The 19,701-nt window shown below is 63.2% G+C and carries 18 protein-coding genes; 11 read left to right on the forward strand and 7 right to left on the reverse strand.

Annotation, left to right across the window (positions count from 1 at the left end; translation table 11 throughout):
- The first annotated feature begins 154 nt into the window (after positions 1-154).
- The 4 genes from QMZ05_RS26050 (at position 155) to QMZ05_RS26065 (ending at position 3,412) form a co-directional block, all read left to right on the forward strand.
- Positions 155-1,924 carry a PAS domain S-box protein gene (locus QMZ05_RS26050; protein ID WP_353703353.1) on the forward strand — a complete coding sequence of 590 codons (1,770 nt, stop codon included), beginning with the start codon at positions 155-157 and terminating at the stop codon, positions 1,922-1,924.
- A complete protein-coding gene (locus QMZ05_RS26055) occupies positions 1,918-2,592 on the forward strand; it encodes a response regulator transcription factor (RefSeq protein WP_353703354.1) in 675 nt (224 codons plus the stop codon). The genes QMZ05_RS26050 and QMZ05_RS26055 overlap by 7 nt, the downstream gene beginning before the upstream one ends.
- A 90-nt stretch (positions 2,593-2,682) precedes the next feature.
- On the forward strand, positions 2,683-3,072 hold the full coding sequence (locus QMZ05_RS26060) for a response regulator (protein ID WP_353703355.1): 390 nt from the start codon (positions 2,683-2,685) through the stop codon (positions 3,070-3,072).
- Positions 3,073-3,085: 13 nt separating this feature from the next.
- Positions 3,086-3,412 (forward strand): hypothetical protein, encoded by a 327-nt coding sequence (locus QMZ05_RS26065; RefSeq protein ID WP_353703356.1) that lies wholly within the window; start codon positions 3,086-3,088, stop codon positions 3,410-3,412.
- Between the two features lie 362 nt (positions 3,413-3,774).
- Here the strand turns inward: QMZ05_RS26065 and QMZ05_RS26070 are convergent, their stop codons facing one another.
- Positions 3,775-4,299, reverse strand: coding sequence for a methylated-DNA--[protein]-cysteine S-methyltransferase (locus tag QMZ05_RS26070; RefSeq protein ID WP_353703357.1), 525 nt, complete (start codon positions 4,297-4,299; stop codon positions 3,775-3,777).
- Between the two features lie 210 nt (positions 4,300-4,509).
- On the opposite strand from QMZ05_RS26070, the gene QMZ05_RS26075 reads away from it, so the two are divergent.
- From QMZ05_RS26075 to QMZ05_RS26085, 3 genes are all read left to right on the forward strand, one after another.
- Positions 4,510-4,872, forward strand: coding sequence for a DUF1304 domain-containing protein (locus tag QMZ05_RS26075; protein WP_353703358.1), 363 nt, complete (start codon positions 4,510-4,512; stop codon positions 4,870-4,872).
- Positions 4,873-5,198: 326 nt separating this feature from the next.
- Positions 5,199-6,419, forward strand: coding sequence for an ABC transporter substrate-binding protein (locus QMZ05_RS26080; protein ID WP_050426139.1), 1,221 nt, complete (start codon positions 5,199-5,201; stop codon positions 6,417-6,419).
- Between the two features lie 364 nt (positions 6,420-6,783).
- Positions 6,784-8,010, forward strand: coding sequence for an ABC transporter substrate-binding protein (locus tag QMZ05_RS26085; RefSeq protein ID WP_353703359.1), 1,227 nt, complete (start codon positions 6,784-6,786; stop codon positions 8,008-8,010).
- Between the two features lie 351 nt (positions 8,011-8,361).
- On the opposite strand, the gene QMZ05_RS26090 is transcribed toward QMZ05_RS26085, so the two are convergent.
- Positions 8,362-8,787, reverse strand: coding sequence for a DUF1330 domain-containing protein (locus QMZ05_RS26090; RefSeq protein ID WP_050426137.1), 426 nt, complete (start codon positions 8,785-8,787; stop codon positions 8,362-8,364).
- A gap of 222 nt (positions 8,788-9,009) precedes the next feature.
- On the opposite strand from QMZ05_RS26090, the gene QMZ05_RS26095 reads away from it, so the two are divergent.
- Entirely contained in the window at positions 9,010-11,277 is a 2,268-nt protein-coding gene (locus QMZ05_RS26095; protein WP_353703360.1) for a penicillin-binding protein 1A, read from the forward strand.
- A 185-nt stretch (positions 11,278-11,462) separates the two neighbouring features.
- On the opposite strand, the gene QMZ05_RS26100 is transcribed toward QMZ05_RS26095, so the two are convergent.
- The 4 genes from QMZ05_RS26100 to QMZ05_RS26115 all read right to left on the reverse strand — a co-directional run bounded on the left by QMZ05_RS26100 (position 11,463) and on the right by QMZ05_RS26115 (position 15,586).
- Positions 11,463-12,302, reverse strand: coding sequence for a SprT family zinc-dependent metalloprotease (locus tag QMZ05_RS26100; protein ID WP_353703361.1), 840 nt, complete (start codon positions 12,300-12,302; stop codon positions 11,463-11,465).
- Between the two features lie 198 nt (positions 12,303-12,500).
- Complete coding sequence (gene phaZ / locus QMZ05_RS26105) at positions 12,501-13,829, reverse strand: polyhydroxyalkanoate depolymerase (protein ID WP_353703362.1); 1,329 nt, start codon at positions 13,827-13,829, stop codon at positions 12,501-12,503.
- Between the two features lie 129 nt (positions 13,830-13,958).
- A complete protein-coding gene (locus tag QMZ05_RS26110) occupies positions 13,959-14,783 on the reverse strand; it encodes an ABC transporter permease (RefSeq protein WP_353703363.1) in 825 nt (274 codons plus the stop codon).
- Positions 14,780-15,586, reverse strand: a complete 807-nt coding sequence (locus QMZ05_RS26115; RefSeq protein WP_353703364.1) for an ABC transporter ATP-binding protein — start codon at positions 15,584-15,586, stop codon at positions 14,780-14,782. The genes QMZ05_RS26110 and QMZ05_RS26115 overlap by 4 nt, the downstream gene beginning before the upstream one ends.
- Positions 15,587-15,709: 123 nt before the next feature.
- On the opposite strand from QMZ05_RS26115, the gene QMZ05_RS26120 reads away from it, so the two are divergent.
- Both QMZ05_RS26120 and QMZ05_RS26125 read left to right on the forward strand, forming a co-directional pair.
- On the forward strand, positions 15,710-17,029 hold the full coding sequence (locus tag QMZ05_RS26120; RefSeq protein ID WP_074131593.1) for an ActS/PrrB/RegB family redox-sensitive histidine kinase: 1,320 nt from the start codon (positions 15,710-15,712) through the stop codon (positions 17,027-17,029).
- A gap of 135 nt (positions 17,030-17,164) precedes the next feature.
- A complete protein-coding gene (locus QMZ05_RS26125) occupies positions 17,165-17,719 on the forward strand; it encodes an ActR/PrrA/RegA family redox response regulator transcription factor (RefSeq protein ID WP_353703365.1) in 555 nt (184 codons plus the stop codon).
- A gap of 173 nt (positions 17,720-17,892) precedes the next feature.
- On the opposite strand, the gene QMZ05_RS26130 is transcribed toward QMZ05_RS26125, so the two are convergent.
- Positions 17,893-18,378 (reverse strand): MmcB family DNA repair protein, encoded by a 486-nt coding sequence (locus QMZ05_RS26130; RefSeq protein WP_353703366.1) that lies wholly within the window; start codon positions 18,376-18,378, stop codon positions 17,893-17,895.
- Between the two features lie 148 nt (positions 18,379-18,526).
- On the opposite strand from QMZ05_RS26130, the gene QMZ05_RS26135 reads away from it, so the two are divergent.
- Entirely contained in the window at positions 18,527-19,645 is a 1,119-nt protein-coding gene (locus tag QMZ05_RS26135) for a vWA domain-containing protein (RefSeq protein ID WP_353703367.1), read from the forward strand.
- The last annotated feature ends 56 nt before the right edge of the window (positions 19,646-19,701 follow it).

Below are 19,701 nucleotides of genomic sequence, written 5' to 3' on the forward strand. Positions count from 1 at the left end.
CGCGCGATCTCGCGCGCGTGGATCGCCGAAGGCCCCCGCATGATTTCGTCCGGACGTCGGTAAAGCTGCTAATATCATGCCTGTTAGGAGGGCGACGTTGTCGCCGCTGATGATAGCGGTCACCTAGCGACGCAGCGCGGCCCATGATGGCCAAGTGCTGGTGCTGCCGATGATGCCCAACCCGACCACGAGGTCCTGGTCAGCCGAACAATGGCTGCTCGGCGGCATGGTGCTGGCCCTGGCCGCAACTTGCATTGGGCTGGTGCTTGGTCCGCAGCCTGCAGCGTCCGCCCACCTGATTGCCCTCGCGCTGCTCGTCGCGTCACTGACCGCAGCATTGCTGATGATGCGCCTGGTCGGCCGCACCCACAGGCAGATGGAGGCCATGTTGCGCGGCCGGGCCAGCGGCGAAGAGCGCGCGATCGAGGCGCTGCGCAACAGCGAAGCGCAATGGAAAGAGGTGTTCGAGCACAACCCCGTCATGTACTTCATGGTCGACGCGACGGGCCTCGTGCTGTCGGTCAACACGTTCGGCGCGGCGCAGCTCGGCTACACCGTCGACGAATTGCTCGGACAATCCGTGCTGCGGGTATTTGCCGCCGAGGAACAACAAATGGTCCAGCGCAGCGTTGCCGCATGCCTCGACAACATCGGGCAAACCCGCAGCTGGGAAATCCGCAAGGTCCGCAAGGACGGTTCCAGGCTTTGGGTCCGCGAAAATGCCAAGGCGGTGCGGCGGCTGGACGATCAGCTGATCGTCCTGATCGCCTGCGAGGATATCACCGAACGCAAGCACGCTGAGAATGCGCTGCAGCAGAGTGAAATGTACCTGACCGAGGCCCAGCGATTGAGCCATACCGGCAGCTTTGGCTGGCATGTCGCCAGCGGCGAGATCATCTGGTCGGAGGAAACCTTCAGGATATTCGAGTTCGACCGGGTTCCATCGATCAAGCATGGCACGGTCCTTCAGCGCGTCCATCCTGATGATCGCGACCGCGTGCAGCGGACCATCGATCGCGCCTCGCTCGATCGCAAGGATTTCGAGCACGGTTACCGATTGTTGATGCCCAGTGGGGCGATCAAATATGTCCACGCCAGGGCCCACGCGGTGACGAACATGTCGGGCGACACCGAATTCGTCGGAGCGGTCACCGACGTGACCGCGCGCAAGCTGGCCGAGGCGAAATTGCACGAAGCGCAGACCAACCTTGCGCATGTCACGCGCGTGACGGCGCTCGGCGAGCTCGCCGCATCGATCGCCCATGAAGTGAACCAGCCGCTTGCCGCCGTGGTCACCAACGCCGCGGCCTGCCTGCGCTGGCTCGACCGGGCGGCGCCCGATCTGAATGAGGCGCGCGGAGCGGTGAGGTCGATCATCAGCGACGGCAACCGGGCGGGCGAAGTCATTCAGCGTGTCCGCGCGCTGGTGAACAAGACCACCGATCAGAAGGCGCCGCTCGACATCAATGAGGTCATCAACGAGGTGATCGGCCTGGTGCAGCATGAACTGCAGCGCCACCTGATATCCCTGCAGCTCGACCTCACTTCCGCGCTCCCGCCTGTTGTTGCCGACCGTGTCCAGCTGCAGCAGGTCATCCTCAACCTGGTCCTCAACGGCATCGAGGCGATGCAGCCGGTCACGGAGCGGCCGCGGGAGCTCGTGATCCGGACTCGCCATGACGACGATGCCGGGCTAATCCTGGTCACGGTCACCGATTGTGGCGTCGGGGTTGCGACCGGGAATGCCGACCGGCTGTTCGACGCCTTTTACACCACCAAGGCCAGCGGCATGGGAATGGGCTTGTCGATCTGCCGCTCGATCGTCGAAGCTCACCAAGGCCGCCTGTCCGTGGTCGAACAGATCGGCCCCGGCGCGACATTCCAGTTCACCCTGCCACTCCGTCAAGAGGAGCATGCATGGTGACCGGGCGCGCGGCATCGCCTCCCACTCACGCCAACGCCGAGGATCCGATCGTCTTCGTCATCGACGACGACGCGTCGGTGCGGGACGCGCTGAGCAGTCTTTTCCGGTCGGTCGGGCTGCGAACCGCGGCGTTCGGATCGGCCCATGAATTTCTGCAGCACAAGCCAGCGGATGTCCCGAGCTGCCTGATCCTGGACATCAGGCTGCCCCGGCTGAGCGGCCTCGACTTTCAGGCAGAGCTGGCGAAGGCCGGCATTCATATTCCGATCATCTTCATGACCGGCCATGGCGATATCCCGATGACGGTCAGGGCCATGAAGGCCGGAGCGGTCGACTTCCTGACCAAGCCATTCCGCGATCAGGACATGCTGGATGCCGTTACGACAGCGATCGACCGCGACAGGAATCGTCGCGATGAGGCCAAGGTTCTCGCAAATCTCCGCGCCGCCTTCGCGACCCTGACGCCGCGTGAGCGTCAGGTGATGACTCTCGTCACGGCCGGACGGATGAACAAGCAGGTCGCCGCGGAAATCGGCGTGGCCGAGATCACGGTGAAGATCCACCGCGGCCAGATCATGCGGAAAATGGCAGCGAAGTCGCTGCCCGATCTGGTCAGGATGGCCGAGATCCTCGGGATCGGACGGGCATCCGGCGGGGCGCAAACCTAAGTATGATTCTCCGGCCCCGATTGACGACGCACTGTGCGCCGCATCATCGCACAAACCGAGCCCTATCCGACCGTCCCCGGGAAGACCTCCTTGTCCAATCCGCCAGTGATATCAATCATCGACGATGACGTCTCGGTTCGCACCGCGACCCACAATCTCGTCAGGTCGCTGGGCTATGCGGTCGAGACCTACGCGTCGGCCGAGGAATTCCTGCACTCGCCCCGCCTGAACGACACATCCTGTGTGATCACGGATGTCAGGATGCCGGCGATGAGCGGGCTCGACCTGCAGAGTCACCTGATTGCCAACGGACGGCACTTTCCGTTCATTTTCATCACAGCCTTCTCGGTCGAGAACGATCGCGCCCGAGCCCTGAAGGCAGGAGCCATCTGCTTTCTGGCCAAGCCCTTCGACGGGGATGTCCTGATCAAATGCCTCGATACCGCGCTCGGCCAGCGCGACGCCGCGACGAGCGATTGAGCTCAGATCGGGCATGACCGGACCGGTATACGCAAGGATGATGCCGCCAAACATCTGGACAAGTTGTGCAGGCGCGGCGGTGGCGCGAGATTTCGCGTCGCCGCTCTTCACCGACGGCAAGGACCACGTCAGACATTTTGAATGGCAAATGGCAATTCCTCGGAGGGAGGTCGCCATGCGTGCGGAACCGCGCTGTGCCCAGTGCGACAGCGAAGAGCCCAAGATCATCTGTTTGCGAAATCCGGCAGGTGAACGCTACTGCGGACGCCTCTGCCTCTACCAAGGTCAGGCGAACTTCATTCGCTGGTTTACGCGTTCGAATGCCGAGGCTGCGTCATGACAGGCCGCTGCGGGAATCCGGGATGCAAGCGGCCGTTCGGGTTGATCCGGCATAGCTGGCACTTCGAGCAATTTTGTTCGGTGAAGTGCCGCGAAATCTACAAGCGGCAATTGGAGCGCAACAGGGCTTACTGGAAGTGGCTCTATCCCTTCGCCAGAACCGGCGGCAGCCCATCGAGAAAACTGGTCTGACGGCGCCAACGCTCAAGGAGAGTCCCGATGACGACGGTCGATGCGATGCTGGTAGGCGCGATCCTCGCATGGGTGCCTTCGCTTATCGTCTTCCTCTACATCTTGCGCGATTTGCGAAACATGCCGCGCGAGGATCTCGACTGATCGCCTCACAGGCAGACAAGTCGCCCGCTAGACCTCCACGCCCTCGTGACGTAGCAGCCAGCGTTTGCGCTCGAGGCCTCCGCCATATTTGACCAGCGAGCCGTTGGCGCCGATCAGGCGGTGGCAGGGCACGACGACGCTGATCGGATTGGAGCCGTTGGCGTGGCCGACCGCACGCATCGCGTTCGGCACTTTCAGCTTCGCCGCCAGCGCGCCGTAGCTCATGGTGGTGCCAGGCGGGATCTTCGGCAGCGCGTGCCAGACCTTCTGCTGGAACGGCGTGCCGGCGACGCGCCATTCGACATCCGCGAGCCGATCGAGATCGCCATTGAAATAATCGCCGAGCGCCTTGCGCATCGCCGCCGGCGCGCGGCCATCCCGCAAGGTCACCGCGCCATAGTGCAGCCGCAGCAGGTCGAGCATGCGCCCTTCATAGTCGTCCCAATCGAGCGCGCGCAGCACGCCGTCATCGTCGGTCACCAGCAGCGCGGTGCCGATCGGAGTCTTGAGGCGGTCGAGGTTGAAGGTCTGCGCGGTCTTGCGGTCGGCCATGGTCGTCACTCTGTAAGCAGCGTGTTCGGCATACAATTCACCGCCCGCGTGGTAGCGTCCACCCGAATTCCGGTAGGAGCGTTTTCGAGCGAAGCCTGTCCCGCACTGGATGCGGGATAGACTCCGGTTCGCGTGAAGAAAACGCGTCAAAACAAGATCCAGAGCTTCGGTTCTGATTCAATCAGAACCGAAGCTCTGGGGGGACCGAACATGCTTTTGCTTGCCAATTTTCTGGTCGCGGTAGTGGCCGCGCTGCATATCTATTTCTTGATCCTTGAGATGTTCCTGTGGACCAAGCCGCTCGGGCTCAAGACCTTTCGCAACTCGATCGAGAAGGCAACCGACTCGGCGGTGCTTGCCGCAAATCAGGGACTCTATAACGGTTTCCTTGCCGCTGGCCTGATCTGGGGTCTTGCGCACGGCAATGCGAGCTTTGCGTTCCAGATCAAGACATTCTTCCTGCTCTGCGTGATCGTCGCCGACGCCTATGGCGCCGCCACCGTCAGCCGCCGCATCCTTTATGTGCAGGCCGCACCGGCTGCGCTGGCATTGATCCTGCTCTGGCTGGCCTGATTGCAACGAAGTTGCGTTGAGTGGAGCGGCAGACTCCGCTTCACCTCGCCCCGCTTGCGGGGAGAGGTCGGATCGCATCGAAGATGCGATCCGGGTGAGGGGGTACAGGTGCGTCGGCCGACATCACAAGCGGCGAGAGCCCCTCACCCCAACCCTCTCCCGTAAGAACGGGGAGAGGGAGAACACACCTGCGCTGACGCGACATCGCGCGCAGGGCGCCCTGCCTTGCAATGCTCAGGGCGTTCCTCCATCATCCCTGACAACGGTGACATCCGCTGGCCCACCGCTTGCGGACAAGATCACCGGCAACATGGGAGGTCACGGACATGAGGAGCGTGCAATTGCTCGCTGCGACAGCGCTTGCCATCGCGTTGTCGGTTACATCGGCCGCCGCACAGAAGAAATACGACATCGGCGCCACCGACACCGAGATCAAGATCGGCCAGACCGTACCGTTCTCGGGCCCTGCATCCGCCTATGCCGGGATCGGCAAGACCCAGGCGGCCTACCTCAAGATGATCAACGATCAGGGCGGCATCAACGGCCGCAAGCTGAACCTGATCCAGTATGACGATGCCTATTCGCCGCCGAAGGCGGTCGAGCAGGTGCGCAAGCTGGTCGAGGGCGACGAGGTGCTGTTCACCTTCCAGATCATCGGCACGCCGTCAAATGCCGCCGTACAGAAATATCTGAATGCCAAGAAGGTGCCGCAGCTGCTCGCCTCCACCGGCGCGTCGCGCTTCTCCGACCCGCAGAATGCGCCGTGGACGATCGCGTTCAACCCGAACTACCAGTCCGAGGGACGCATCTACGCCAAATACATCCTGGCCAATCACCCCAACGCCAAGATCGGCATCTTCTACCAGAACGACGATCTCGGCCGCGACTACATCACCGGTCTGAAGAGCGGGCTCGGCGACAAGGCCGCCAGCATGATCGTCGCGGAAGTGTCCTACGAGCTGACCGATCCGACCGTCGATTCCCAGATCGTCAAGCTGAAGGCCGCCGGCGTCGACCTGCTCTACGACGCCTCGACGCCGAAATTCGCCGCGCAGGCGATCCGCAAGGTCGCGGACCTCGACTGGCACCCGGTCCACATCCTCGACATCAATGCGAGCCCGGTGTCGGCGACGCTGAAGCCGGCCGGCCTCGACATATCCAAGGGCATCATCTCGACCAATTACGGCAAGGACCCCGCCGACCCGCAGTGGAAGGACGATCCCGGCGTGAAGGCCTATTTCGCCTTCATGGACAAGTATTATCCGGAAGGCGACAAGCTCAACACCGTCAACACCTACGGCTACTCGACGGCCGAGCTCTTGATCCAGGTGCTCAAGCAGTGCGGGGACGATCTCACCCGTGAGAACCTGATGAAGCAGGTGACCAGCCTGAAGAAGTTCGTGCCGTCGCTCGCGCTGCCGGGCATGTCGATCACGACCGGACCGAACGATTATCGCATCAACAAGCAGATGCAGATGATGAAGTTCAACGGCGAGCGCTGGGAGCTGTTCGGCCCGATTATCGAGGACACCGGCCCGGCGGGTTAGGCCGCGCGGCGCAGCTCTTGCCACGTGTCGTCCCTGCCTAGTGCGCAATTGCGCACGGGAGCAGGGACCCATACTCCGCGGCGGGAATTGTGAACGGGACTCGTCATTTCAGCGTCCGCCAACAATGGCCATTTGTGGTTATGGGTCCCTGCTTTCGCAGGGACGACACCGAGTGTGCCGGGCCGGTCTCTTTTCGCATCGCCCCCTACTTTCGTTGACTGAAATCGCTCACCTTTTCGGCATTGCTCGTCTTGCGTCGCAGCAAGCGTTCCGCCAGTATCCCGGCCCAGCGATGGCGACCGCGGACCTTGAATCCGCGGACAAGATCATCGGCCAACATCAGTCACGTGAGGGAAACAGCATTATGAGGAACGGGATTTTCCACCTGGTCACGGGAACGGCGCTCGCGATCGCGCTGTCAGCAACGTCGGCCTCCGCGCAGAAGAAATACGATCCCGGCGCGAGCGATACCGAGATCAAGATCGGCCAGACCGTCCCCTTCTCCGGACCGGCCTCCGCCTATGCCTCGATCGGCAGGACCCAGGCAGCCTATTTCAAGATGATCAACGATCAGGGCGGCATCAACGGCCGCAAGATCAATTTGATCCAGTATGACGACGCCTATTCGCCGCCGAAGGCGGTCGAGCAGGTGCGCAAGCTCGTCGAGAGCGACGAAGTGCTCTTGACCTTCCAGATCGTCGGCACGCCGTCGAACGCCGCGGTGCAGAAATATCTCAACGCCAAGAAGGTGCCGCAGCTGTTCGCTGCCACCGGCGCCTCGAAGTTCACCGACCCGAAGAACTTCCCCTGGACGCTCGGCTTCAACCCGAACTACTTCGTCGAAGGCCGCATCTACGGCCAGTACATCCTGAAGGAGCATCCGAACGCCAAGATCGGCATCCTCTATCAGAACGACGACCTCGGCAAGGATTACCTGAACGGCATCAAGGCCGGCCTCGGCGACAAGGCCGCCAAGATGATCGTGGCCGAAGCCTCCTATGAGGTTTCCGACCCGACCATCGATTCCCAGGTGATCAAGATCAAGGACGCCGGCGCCGACCTGTTCTTCTCGGCCTCGACGCCGAAGCAGGCGGCGCAGGCGATCAAGAAGATCGCCGAGCTCGGCTGGCATCCGGTCCACATCGTCGACATCAACGCGACCTCGGTCGGCGCGGTGTTGCAGCCGGCGGGCCTGGAAGCCTCCAAGGGCCTGATCTCGACCAACTACGGCAAGGATCCCGCCGATCCGCAGTGGAAGGACGATCCGGGCATGAAGCGCTATTTCGACTTCATGGCCAAGTACTATCCGGACGGCGACAAGAACTCGAACTTCAACACCTACGGCTACTCCACCGCCCAGCTGATGGTGCATGTGCTGAAGCAGTGCGGCGACGAGCTGACCCGCGAGAACGTGCTGAAGCAGGCCACCAATTTGAAGAACGTCGATCTCGACATGGCGCTGCCCGGCATCAAGGGCAACACCACGCCGAACGACTATCGCGTCAACAAGCAGCTGCAGATGATGAAGTTCAACGGCGAGCGCTGGGAGTTGTTCGGCCCGATCCTCGAGGACGCCGGTCCGGCGGGCTAGTGGTTCGTGCAGGTTTTGAGACGCAATCGGCGGCCTCCGGGCCGCCGATTTGTTTTTGGGGCCTAGCCCTGTCACGGCCATTCCGAGGCGCTGCGACGCTTTATCACCGTCATTGCGAGCGAAGCGAAGCAATCCATGCCTCCACTTGCGGCGCGATGGATTGCTTCGTCGCTATCGCTCCTCGCAATGACGGGGATAGAGCAGTGCGTTCCGTCACGCTGAGGAGGCCGCGCAGCGGCCGTCTCGAAGGGTCGACGGCCCGACTGTGGCCTGCATGCTTCGAGGCTCGCTCCGCTCGCACCTCAGCATGACGGGGACGGAGATCGCTGCGCTCAATCGATTTCTGCGCGCCTACTTCGGAATCTCGCCGAAATTCTTCCCAACCGGCAGCACGGCGTGGCGGATCAGCCGCGAATCCTCCACCGCGGCCTGGCGGTGCTTGACCGCCTCACGATAGACGGGATCGCGGATCATCTCGACGAAGGCGGCGACGCTTGGATATTCGGCGATGAAGCAGTGATCCCAGCGCTCCTCCTGCGGACCGATCAGCATCAGCTCGAAGCGGCCCTGCCAGACGATGCGGCCGCCGAGCCGCTCGAACACCGGGCCGCTCTCGCGGCCGTAGGCGGCATAGGCCTCCGCACCGGTCGCCTTCCGACCGTCGGGATAGGCCGCCGATTCGCGCAAGCGCACCAGATTGAGCATGTGGATCGGGCCCGGCCGGTTGTTGTCCCGGAATTGCGCAAACACGTCTTTGGTCGGATCGATATGGCCCATGCGGTGCTCCTTGTTTTCTTGTTCCCCAGAGCGCGATCGCTCGATCGCGCTCTACCATCCTCGTTTGAGCATGATCTTGTCGGAAAACCGGTGCCCACTTTTCCGGATCATGCTCCTATCTAGCACGCGCTGCCTCACCTCCTAATCCCCCGTTAAGCTTTGCGTAACCGCCCCTTAAACCGGGAACGCTAGCGTGCGCCCCTGGAAGGGTGAGCGTTGCGGATGGCGTGGGGACGTAAAAAAGGCGGTGGACGCAAGGAGCCGCTGTTCGGGCTCCCGGCCGCGCTTGCCGACCTCAGACTGTCGCCCTCCGATCGCATTCCCGGCGGCGGCGACGACAAGCCCACCAAATCGAAACCCAAGAACAGCGAAAAGAGCGCCGACAAGAGCAGCGATTCCGGTAGCGAGAGACCGCGCCCGTCGCGCAGCGGCAGCAAGCGGCGCAGCAAGTCGCGCGGCTTCGGCATCGGCCGGCTGTTCTATTGGACCGCCGTGCTTGGCCTGTGGGCCGGCATTGCGGTGATCGGTGTCGTGGTGTGGGTCGGCGCGCATCTGCCGCCGATCCAGTCGCTGGAGATTCCCAAGCGTCCGCCGACGATCCAGATCGTCGGCATCGACGGCAGCGTGCTGGCGCAACGCGGCGAGATGGCCGGCGCCAACATCGCGCTGAAGGATCTGCCGCCCTATCTGCCGAAGGCGTTCATCGCGATCGAAGACCGGCGCTTCTATTCGCATTTCGGCGTCGACCCGGTGGGCATCCTGCGCGCGGCGGTGACCAACCTCCTGCATCGCGGCGTCTCGCAGGGCGGCTCGACACTGACGCAGCAGCTCGCCAAGAACCTGTTCCTGACCCAGGAACGCACCATGCAGCGCAAGCTGCAGGAGGCAGAACTCGCGCTGTGGCTGGAGCGCAAGCATTCCAAGAACGAGATTCTCGAGCTCTATCTCAACCGGGTCTATTTCGGCTCCGGCGCCTATGGCGTCGAGGCCGCAGCGCAACGCTATTTCGGCAAGTCGGCGAAGAACGTGACCTTGCCGGAAGCAGCGATGCTGGCGGGCCTCGTCAAGTCGCCGTCGCGGCTGGCGCCGAACCGCAATCCCGAGGGTGCCGAGCAGCGCGCGCAAGTCGTGCTTGCGGCGATGGCCGACGCCAAATTCATCACCGAAGCGCAAGCGAAAGCTTCGATCGGCCAGCCCTCGATCGCCGTGAAACCGGCCGGCGCCGGCACCGTGAACTATGTCGCCGACTGGATCGGCGAAGTGCTCGACGATCTGGTCGGCCAGATCGACCAGGACATCATCGTGCAGACCACGATCGATCCGAAGCTGCAGGCCGTCGCGGAAGCTGCCGTGATCGACGAGCTCGCCGCCAAGAGCGTGAAGTTCAACGTCAGCCAGGGCGCGCTGGTGGCGATGACGCCCGACGGCGCGGTCCGCGCCATGGTCGGCGGCCGGAACTATTCCGAGAGCCAGTACAATCGCGCGGTGACCGCGAAGCGGCAGCCGGGCTCGTCGTTCAAGCCGTTCGTTTATCTGACCGCGGTCGAGTCCGGGCTGACGCCGGATACGATCCGCACCGACGCGCCGCTCGATATCAAGGGATGGAAGCCGGAGAACTATACCCACGAATATTTCGGCTCGGTGACCCTGACCCAGGCGCTGGCGATGTCGCTGAACACGGTCGCGGTGCGGCTCGGCGTCGAGGTCGGCGCCAAGAACGTGGTGCGCACCGCGCACCGGCTCGGCATCTCATCCAAGCTCGAGCCGAACGTCTCGATCGCGCTCGGCACCTCGGAAGTGTCCGTACTCGAACTGGTCGGCGCCTATGCGCCGTTCGCCAATGGCGGCTACGCCGTGTCGCCGCATGTGGTGACCAGGATCAAGACCAGCTCGGGCAAGCTGCTTTACGATCGCCCCACTGATCCGCCCAACCAGGTGATCGAGCCGCGCTATGACGCGATGATGAACACCATGATGCGCGAGACGCTGATCTCGGGCACCGCGCGCAAGGCCGAGATCCCCGGCTGGACCGCCGCCGGCAAGACCGGCACCAGCCAGGATTACCGCGATGCCTGGTTCATCGGCTACACCGCCAAGCTCGTCACCGGCGTCTGGCTCGGCAATGACGACAATTCGCCAACCAAGAAGGCGACCGGCGGCGGGTTGCCGGTGGACGTGTGGAGCCGCTTCATGAAGGCGGCGCATCAGGGCGTGCCGGTCGCGGCGATCCCGAACTCGCAAGGCAGTTGGGCACCGGCGAACCTGATGCAGATCTCGTCGCAGATCACTGCACCTTCGGCGCCGGCGGCCCCGATGCAGATTCAACCGCCGATGCAGGCGCCGCCGCCCGCGCCGGTGCCATCCGGAGGCGGCTATTACCGTCAGCCGCCGCCGATGCCGGCGCGCGCCTCGGCGCCGCCGAACCCGAATGCGCGGCCCGAGGCGGCAGCGGGACTGGACGGCTGGCTGGCGGATCGGTTGTTTCGGTAGGCGTTAGGCGCACAGTCTCACCAAAACGCCAACTGTCATCCCCCGCGAAAGCGGGGGATCCAGTACGCCGCGGCCTATCGATTGAAAACTGGCGCCTCTGGAATACTGGATCGCCCGCTTTCGCGGGCGATGACAGCAGAGGTGACGGAGATAGTGTGGGACGGGTAGAGCGACGGGAGCGCCGCCTACTCCTGGATCCCGTAGCGGTGCAGGTCGTTGCCGTGGGTGTCGAGCCAGGTCTTGGCGCGCGTGACCGAGGCGCAGGCCTTGTCGACCACCCGCCAGAACCGCGCCGAATGGTTCATCTCGACGAGATGCGCGACTTCATGCGCGGCGAGGTAATCGAGCACGAAGGGCGGCGCCAGGATCAGCCGCCATGAGAACGACAGCGACCCCGCCGAAGTGCACGAGCCCCAACGGCTGGACTGATCGCGGATCGAGATCCGCCGCACCCGCACGCCGAGTTCCGCGGCATGCAGTGAAGCCGCCTTCTGCAGATCCCTGCGCGCCTCGCGCTTGAGGAAGTCATGCACTCGCCGATCCATGTGCTCGACGCCGCCGGCGACGCAAAGGATCTTCTCGCCGCTGTCGCGCGTCTCGGTCCAGACCGTGCCGCGTTCGCCGGAGCGATGCACCAGCCGATGCGGCACACCGCGCAACGGCACGACGGTGCCGGGCTGGAACGGCGCGGCCTTCGGCAGACGGCCGAGGCGGGCGGCGATCCAGCCGCCATGGATATTGGCGAACTCCTTGGCTTCGATGATCGTGCCGCGCGGCGGCATGGTCAGGATTGCTTCACGGTCGGTTGGATGAATCCTGAGCGTATAGCGGCGCGCACGCCGATGCCGACGCAACCTGACAGTGAAAAACTGGGAGCCGTGTCTGACCAATACGGTCGCGGGTTCGGCAGGCCGCCGATAGAGGAGCGCGCGAGTAGCCATTTCTGAGAGTCCGGGGAGCAGGAGTTCGCCCGAACTTTGCCATATCCGCCGCCAGGGAAAGCGCTCGGCGCAAAAACAAATCATTTGCCCAATATACAGGGGTCGGCCGTTAATTGACCTCTACCGGCAGGGGTCGGAACCGGAATTTTTGCGATGAATCGGAGTCGCGAAAAAGGCCCAAGGGATGAAATTAAATTCATCACTTGAGCCTCGGCTGATTTGAGATTCTTTTAGTTAAATCAGTGGCTTACCCGACCGCGATAATCGGGGCCGGGGTGATACCTATTCGGCCGCGGCGACCAGGGAAAGCCGCGTATTGGCCGCCGAAACCATGAAATCGGAGATCCGCGGCACGATTTCGGAGCGGAAACGCGAGCCGTTGAACACGCCATAGTGCCCGACGCCCTTCTGCACATAGTGCACACGGCGGTGGTTCGGAATGGCGGTGCAGAGCGCGTGCGTTGCCTCGGTCTGACCGAGACCGGAGATGTCGTCCTTCTCGCCTTCCACCGTCATCAGCGCGACGCGGCGGATCTTCGACGGATCGACCGGCTTGCCGCGATGGGTCATCTCGCCCTTCGGCAGCGCGTGCTTGACGAACACGAGGTCGACGGTCTGCAGGTAATACTCGGCGGTGAGGTCCATCACCGCGAGATACTCGTCATAGAACTCACGGTGCTTGTCGACGAGATCGCCGTCACCCTTCACCAGATTGGCGAACAGCGCCTTGTGCGCGTCCATGTGCCGATCGAGGTTCATGCTGATGAAGCCGTTGAGCTGCAGGAAGCCCGGATAGACGTCGCGCATCACGCCCGGATGCGGGAACGGCACCTTGGTGATGACGTTGTTGCGGAACCACTCGATGCCGCGCTCTTCCGCGAGGTTGTTGACCGCGGTCGGATTGCGCCTGGTGTCGATGGGGCCGCCCATCAGCGTCATCGACAGCGGCACGAACGGGTCGTGGTTCGCTTCCATCACGGAGACGGCCGCGACAACCGGCACCGAGGGCTGGCACACTGCGATCACGTGCATGTTGCCGCCGAGCGCATGCAGCATCTCGATCAAGTAATCGACATAATCGTCCAGATCGAACCGGCCGGCCGCGAGCGGGACCATGCGCGCATCGGCCCAGTCGGTGATGTAGACCTCATGCGTCGGCAGGAACGCCTCGACCGTGCCGCGCAGCAGCGTCGCATAGTGGCCCGACATCGGCGCCACGATCAGCACGCGCGGCTGCGGCGAGCGCAGCGGACGCGTCAGCTTGCGATCGAAATGCAAGAGGCGGCAGAACGGCTTTTCCCAGATCGAGCGGACCTCGACCGGAGTGCGGATGCCGTTGACCTCGGTCGTCGGCAGGTTCCAATCCGGCTTGCCGTAGCGGCGCGTGGTGCGCTCGAACAGCTCGCAGGCCGCCGCGACCGACTTGCCGAACTGGGTGTGGGTCCACGGATTGAGCGGATTCTCAAACAGGATCTTGGTGGCGTCGGTCACCGCGCGCGCCGGGTTGAGCGACGCCTGCGCCATTTCGTACATCCAGTACAGCGGCGTTGTGAGTGCCGGGCTGCCTCCCGCCGCTAGGGGCGGTGCACCGCCAAATTCACCAATGGGCATAGTATTTCTTCAGACCCCCTTTTGCGCTGCAACACTCTGACGAATGAGTAACAATGCGTCAATGCGCCGCTAACCGAATGTGGGGTCGATATCGGGCTAAAACACCGATAATCCACGCGAAAGTGACATTTATTCACCACTGTTGAGCAGCGACCCGTTGCGCTTGGCGCTCTGCAAAAGGGCAAGGAAGATCGCAAAAGAGGCAGCCAGCAGGATCGCATTGATGACCAGCGCCCACGCCATCAGGTCGGCGCGGAAGACCTGATGGATCAGGAGCGACCGCATGCCTTCGAACACATAGGTCGGCGGTAGCGTCCAGGCGACGTATTGCAGCCAGGCCGGCAGCACCTCGACCGGATAGTAGATGCAGGCGAGCGGCATCACCGCGAACATCAGCGTCCAGACGATACTCTCCGCCCCCAACCCATTGCGCAGCACGAGGCCTGAGGCGAACACGCCGACCGACCAGCTGGTCAAGATCAGATTGCAGAAGAACGCGATCAGCGGCAGCCCGATGGCGTAAAAGTTGAAGCCGAAAAAGAACAGCGCCAGCAGCGTCATCGGGATCACGCCGATGGCAAGCCGGATCAGGCTCATGATCATCAGCGAGAGCAGGAATTCGATCGGCTTCAGCGGGCTCATCATCAGGTTGCCGAGATTGCGCGCCCACATCTCTTCGAGGAACGAGATCGAGAAGCCGAGCTGGCCGCGGAACAGGATGTCCCACAGGATCACGGCGCCGATCAGCGTGCCGCCCGCTCTGGCGAAAAAGCCGGATGCCTGCGAGATGTAGTTCTGCAGGAAGCCCCAGGTGATGATCTGCAAGGCCGGCCAGTAGATCAGCTCCAGCAGCCGCGGCCATGACGACATCAGGAGATACCAATAGCGCAGCACCATCGCATTGATGCGTTGCAGTGAAATGCTGCGCGGCGGATGGCTGACGATCTCGCTCATGGTGCGTCCTCGCGGAGGCGGCCGCGCGCCACGTCGAGAAACACCTCTTCCAGCGTGTCGCGGTTGTAGCGCGCCATGATCCGTTCCGGGCTGTCGTCGTCCTGGATCTTGCCGCGCTTCATGATGATGACGCGGTCGCAGAGGCGTTCCACCTCCAGCATGTTGTGCGACGCCAGCAGGATGGTCGCGTTATGGGTCTTGCGATAGGTCTCGAGATGCTGCCGCACCCAGTCGGCGGTATCCGGGTCGAGCGAGGCGGTCGGCTCGTCGAGCAGCAGCAGGTCCGGCTCGTTGATCAGCGCCTTCGCCAGTGCGACGCGGGTCTTCTGTCCGGCCGAGAGCTTGCCGTTGGAGCGGTCCAAAAATTCCTTGAGATCGAGATCGGTGGCGAGCTGGTCGATCCGTTCGCGCAGCTGCTTCACGGCATAGAGGCGGCCGAAAATGGTCAGGTTCTGCCGCACCGTGAGCCGCATCGGCATGTCGACATAGGGGCTCTCGAAATTCATCCGGCCGAGCACATCATAGCGCTGCTCGGGGATTTTCGCGCCCAGCACGTTGACGCGGCCCGAGGTCGGCAGCACCAGCCCCATGATCATCGCGATCGTCGTGGTCTTGCCGGCGCCGTTGCCGCCGAGCAGGCCGGTGATGCTGCCGCGCGCGATGCGGAAGGAGATATCGTCCACGGCGCGGGTGGTCTTGTAGAGCTTGACCAGGTCCACGACCTCGATCGCGGCCGATCCGTCCTGATCGGCCACCGGCGGCTGATTGGGCGCTTGCGCCTGACCTGTCCCGCGCTGTTGCATATGGCCGTCATTGAGCCATTGCGACAATAAGCGCAAGGCTTAGCGGTAATAAAGGCTTGGTCTGCATCCTTGCGCTAAGTCGCGAATTTGTGCGCCGCCCACGGCAAAGCTAAAGTCCCTGACATGACCGACGTCGCTTCCGATTTCCGCCAACCTCGCCGCTATGTCCGCCTCGATACGATCCTGCGGCTGCGCTGGCTTGCCGCACTCGGCCAGCTGGTCGCGATCTTCGTCGTCGCCCAGGGATTAGAATTCGACGTTCCGATCGTGCCCTGCGTCATCATTGTGACGTTCTCGGCGCTGCTCAATCTGGCGCTGCAGATCGCATTCAATCCAATGCAGCGGCTGGAGCCGGCCTATGCCGCGGCCCTGCTCGCCTTCAACATTGTCGAGCTCGGTGGCCTCCTTTACTTCACCGGGGGCTTGCAGAACCCGTTCTCGTTCCTGTTCCTGGCACCGGTGCTGATCTCGGCCACGGTGCTGCCGATCCGGCTGACGATCGCGCTCGGCTGCCTTGCGGTCGCCTGCGCCTCGGCGCTGTTCTTCTATCATCTGCCGCTGCCCTGGGATGGCGACGATCCCTTGGTGCTGCCGCCGATCTATCTGATCGGCGTCTGGCTTTCGATCCTGCTCGCGATCGGCGTCACCAGCCTCTATGCGTTCCAGGTGACGGAGGAGGCCCGCCAGCTCTCCGATGCGCTTGCCGCGACCGAGTTGGTGCTGACGCGCGAGCAGCATCTGACCCAGCTCGACGGTCTCGCCGCCGCCGCCGCGCACGAACTCGGCACGCCGCTGTCGACGATCTTCCTGATCTCGCGCGAGCTCGAGAAGACGGTGCACGACCCGGCGATTGCCGGCGACCTCAAGACCGTGCGCGAACAGGCGCAGCGCTGCCGCGACATCTTGAGCAAGATTGCGCAATTGTCATCAAGCGGCGCGCCGTTCGACACCATGAAGCTGTCGACCCTGATCGAGGAGGCGGTGGCGCCGCATCGCGATTTCGGCATCAACATCAAGGTGCGGCTTGCTGTCGCAGCAACGCGCGAACCGGTCGCCGCGCGCAATCCCGCGATCCTTTATGGTGTCGGAAATATTCTCGAAAATGCGGTCGATTTCGCGCACCAGACCGTCGAGGTGAACGCGTGGTGGAACGCTGAAACCATCGAGATCGTCGTTTCCGACGATGGCCCGGGCATCGCGCCTGACATGCTGAAGCGGATCGGCGAGCCGTATCTGTCGCGCCGCCGGGGCGCGGATGAGGCCCAAAATGCACGTGGCGGCTTGGGCTTGGGTGTTTTCATCGCACGGACGCTGCTGGAACGCACCGGAGCCAAGGTGTCGTTTACCAATCGGCCCTTCCCCGATCACGGCGCCGTGGTGCAGATCGTCTGGCCGCGCGAGCGCTTTGAGGAATCCGCGCCTGGTGACGAGACCGAAGCTTAAGAACGGTTCTTAATCGCAACTCCTGGCATACCGGATGCAGCACACTTTCCAGAATGGCACGCGACTTTCGGCTGCCTTGGCAGCGCCCCACTAGGTCCCCATATTATAGGTGTCTGCCACAGGGAAAAATGGAACGTGAACGCCATCACTGAACTGAATGACCATGCCGACCGCTCGCTCCTCATTGTCGAGGACGACAAGCCGTTCCTGGAACGCCTGTCGCGCGCGATGGAGACGCGCGGGTTCGCAGTGAAGTCATGCGACACGGTGTCTGATGGTCTCGCCGAGATCGGCCGCGCCCCGCCCGCTTTCGCAGTCGTCGACCTCCGCCTCGGCGACGGCAACGGTCTCGACGTCGTTTCGGCGTTGAAGCGCAAGCGCCCCGAAGCACGCGCGATCGTGCTCACCGGCTATGGCAACATCGCAACTGCCGTGACCGCAGTGAAGATGGGCGCGGTCGACTATCTGTCGAAGCCCGCCGATGCCGACGACGTCGTCGCCGCGCTGCTGGCGACCGGCACCGAGAAGTCCGAGCTGCCGGCCAATCCGATGTCGGCGGACCGCGTGCGCTGGGAACACATCCAGCGCATCTACGAGATGTGCAACCGCAACGTCTCCGAGACCGCGCGCCGCCTCAACATGCACCGCCGCACCCTGCAGCGCATCCTCGCCAAGCGCGCGCCGCGGTAAGCAGCATTCATATTGTTTTGCGATGGCCGGGCTCAGTCCCGGCCATTTGCTTTTGTTGAACGCTTCGTAGAGCTGCGTAGGATGGGTGGAGCGAAGCGATACCCATCATCTGTCCCAGCGGCACGAAGTCGATGGGTTTCGCTGCGCTCTACCCATCCTACGAGATCGCGCTTCTAGAACTCGCTGTGCCCCTGCGGATCGACCAGGCGGTTGATCCGCTGCGCGGCAGCCATCGCAAAGCGCACCGTCATCGCCTTCCGCGTCGCCGCCGGCAGGCGATGCTCCGGTGCCTCGCAGTGCAGATGCGCGCCGTAGGCGTCGGCGATGATCAGGCCGGTGTCGACCGGGAAGATCTCGCACGGCAGGTCCTGCGTGAACGCGAAGAACAGCCGGTCGCAGTGCATCCGGTAGTCCTGCCATTTCTGGTCGGCGCGCAAATCCTCGATCGATGACTTGATCTCGACGATCCAGATCTCGCCGCGCTCGTTCAGCGCCACGAGATCGGCCCTTCGGCCGGACGGCAGCGGCAATTCGCTGATGCAGGAAAATCCGAGCGATCGCAGAAGTCTCGCGGTGCCGCGCGCGATCGCGAGCGCGGTTTCCGACTGGCGTCGGTCGGGCGCGGGCACGAGCGCGATCTGGCGGGCGGGCGATTCCATCCGCCAAGACTAGCCGATTCCATAACCCAACGGCAGCGCCGGAATCGGCCGCAAATTCGCGAGGAAGGCGCCTTGATTCCGGCCTCAAGCCACCGCGAAGCCGATGGAACCTGGGTTCCGAGGGACGAAACCACTGCAGGAGAGACCCATGCGGTCACGCATCACACTTCGCTCGTTCGTCTTCGCTCTCGCAACCCTGCCGCTAACAGTCGGACTGTCCTCGGCCATCGCCAAGCCCGTGGTCGAGGTCGCCTTCGTGCTCGATACCACGGGTTCGATGGGCGGATTGATCGAGGGCGCCAAGCGCAAGATCTGGTCGATCGCGACCGCGATCGTCGATTCCAATCCCGACGCCGACATCAGGATGGGCCTGATCGCCTATCGCGACATCGGCGATGAGTATGTGACCAAGAAGGTCGAGCTGACCCGCGATATCCAGGACCTCTATGCCAATCTCTTGGAATTGAAGGCGCGCGGCGGCGGCGACTGGCCGGAGAGCGTCAACGAGGCGCTCGACGTCGCCGTCAACAAGATGCAGTGGACGCAGGGACGCGACGGCACGCGCATCGTGTTCCTGGTCGGCGATGCCCCGCCGCATATGGATTATGCGCAGGACACCAAATATCCGGTGACGCTTGCCGTCGCCAAGCAGAAGGACATCATCGTCAACGCCGTGCTCGCCGGCAACGCGGAGGATACCGAGCGGGTGTGGCGCGATATCGCGCAGAACGGCAATGGCGAATTCATCCCGATCCCGCAGGACGGCGGCCAGATCGTCACCATCGAGACGCCGTTCGACGAGGACATCATCATCCTGCAGCGTGAGATCAACGGCACCGTGATCCCCTACGGGCCACGCGCACTGCAGAAGCGCACGGAATCCAAGACCCAGCAGCTCGCGAGCGTCGCCGCGGCCTCGCCGGCGCGGGCATCGGAGATGGCAAGCTTCATCAACAAGCGCGCCAAGGCGACGTCGGAGGCGGTGACCGGCGATGGCGACCTGGTTGCCGACGTCGCAGCCGGCCGCAACGAGATCGCCAAGGTCAGGGATGAGGACCTGCCCGATAATCTCCGCGCGATGAAGCCGGAGGCACGCAGCGCCGAGATCGACAAGCAGATCGCCCAGCGCAAGGCGCTCAACGAGAAGCTCGCCGCGCTGGTCGCCAAGCGCGACAAATATGTCGCCGAGCACCGCAAGAGTGCGCCGAAGGCATCGTCGTTCGACCGCGTGGTCGAGGACACGTTGAAGACGCAGATCAAGCGGTAGGGATTGGTGGCACGCTTTCTCCATCCCTTCCCCCGCCTGCGGGGGAGGGGATGGGT

It is taken from the genome of Bradyrhizobium sp. INPA03-11B, assembly GCF_040446015.1.
Taxonomy (GTDB): Bacteria; Pseudomonadota; Alphaproteobacteria; order Rhizobiales; family Xanthobacteraceae; genus Bradyrhizobium; species Bradyrhizobium macuxiense_A.

Coding starts and splice junctions, on each gene's coding strand:
- QMZ05_RS26055 (WP_353703354.1), top strand. CDS start 1,918: ATGGTGACCGGGCGCGCGGCATCGCCTCCCACTCACGCCAACGCCGAG.
- QMZ05_RS26065 (WP_353703356.1), top strand. CDS start 3,086: ATGACCGGACCGGTATACGCAAGGATGATGCCGCCAAACATCTGGACA.
- QMZ05_RS26070 (WP_353703357.1), bottom strand. CDS start 4,299: ATGGCCGACCGCAAGACCGCGCAGACCTTCAACCTCGACCGCCTCAAG.
- QMZ05_RS26075 (WP_353703358.1), top strand. CDS start 4,510: ATGCTTTTGCTTGCCAATTTTCTGGTCGCGGTAGTGGCCGCGCTGCAT.
- QMZ05_RS26080 (WP_050426139.1), top strand. CDS start 5,199: ATGAGGAGCGTGCAATTGCTCGCTGCGACAGCGCTTGCCATCGCGTTG.
- QMZ05_RS26085 (WP_353703359.1), top strand. CDS start 6,784: ATGAGGAACGGGATTTTCCACCTGGTCACGGGAACGGCGCTCGCGATC.
- QMZ05_RS26090 (WP_050426137.1), bottom strand. CDS start 8,787: ATGGGCCATATCGATCCGACCAAAGACGTGTTTGCGCAATTCCGGGAC.
- QMZ05_RS26095 (WP_353703360.1), top strand. CDS start 9,010: ATGGCGTGGGGACGTAAAAAAGGCGGTGGACGCAAGGAGCCGCTGTTC.
- QMZ05_RS26100 (WP_353703361.1), bottom strand. CDS start 12,302: ATGATTTGTTTTTGCGCCGAGCGCTTTCCCTGGCGGCGGATATGGCAA.
- phaZ (WP_353703362.1), bottom strand. CDS start 13,829: ATGCCCATTGGTGAATTTGGCGGTGCACCGCCCCTAGCGGCGGGAGGC.
- QMZ05_RS26110 (WP_353703363.1), bottom strand. CDS start 14,783: ATGAGCGAGATCGTCAGCCATCCGCCGCGCAGCATTTCACTGCAACGC.
- QMZ05_RS26115 (WP_353703364.1), bottom strand. CDS start 15,586: ATGCAACAGCGCGGGACAGGTCAGGCGCAAGCGCCCAATCAGCCGCCG.
- QMZ05_RS26120 (WP_074131593.1), top strand. CDS start 15,710: ATGACCGACGTCGCTTCCGATTTCCGCCAACCTCGCCGCTATGTCCGC.
- QMZ05_RS26130 (WP_353703366.1), bottom strand. CDS start 18,378: ATGGAATCGCCCGCCCGCCAGATCGCGCTCGTGCCCGCGCCCGACCGA.
- QMZ05_RS26135 (WP_353703367.1), top strand. CDS start 18,527: ATGCGGTCACGCATCACACTTCGCTCGTTCGTCTTCGCTCTCGCAACC.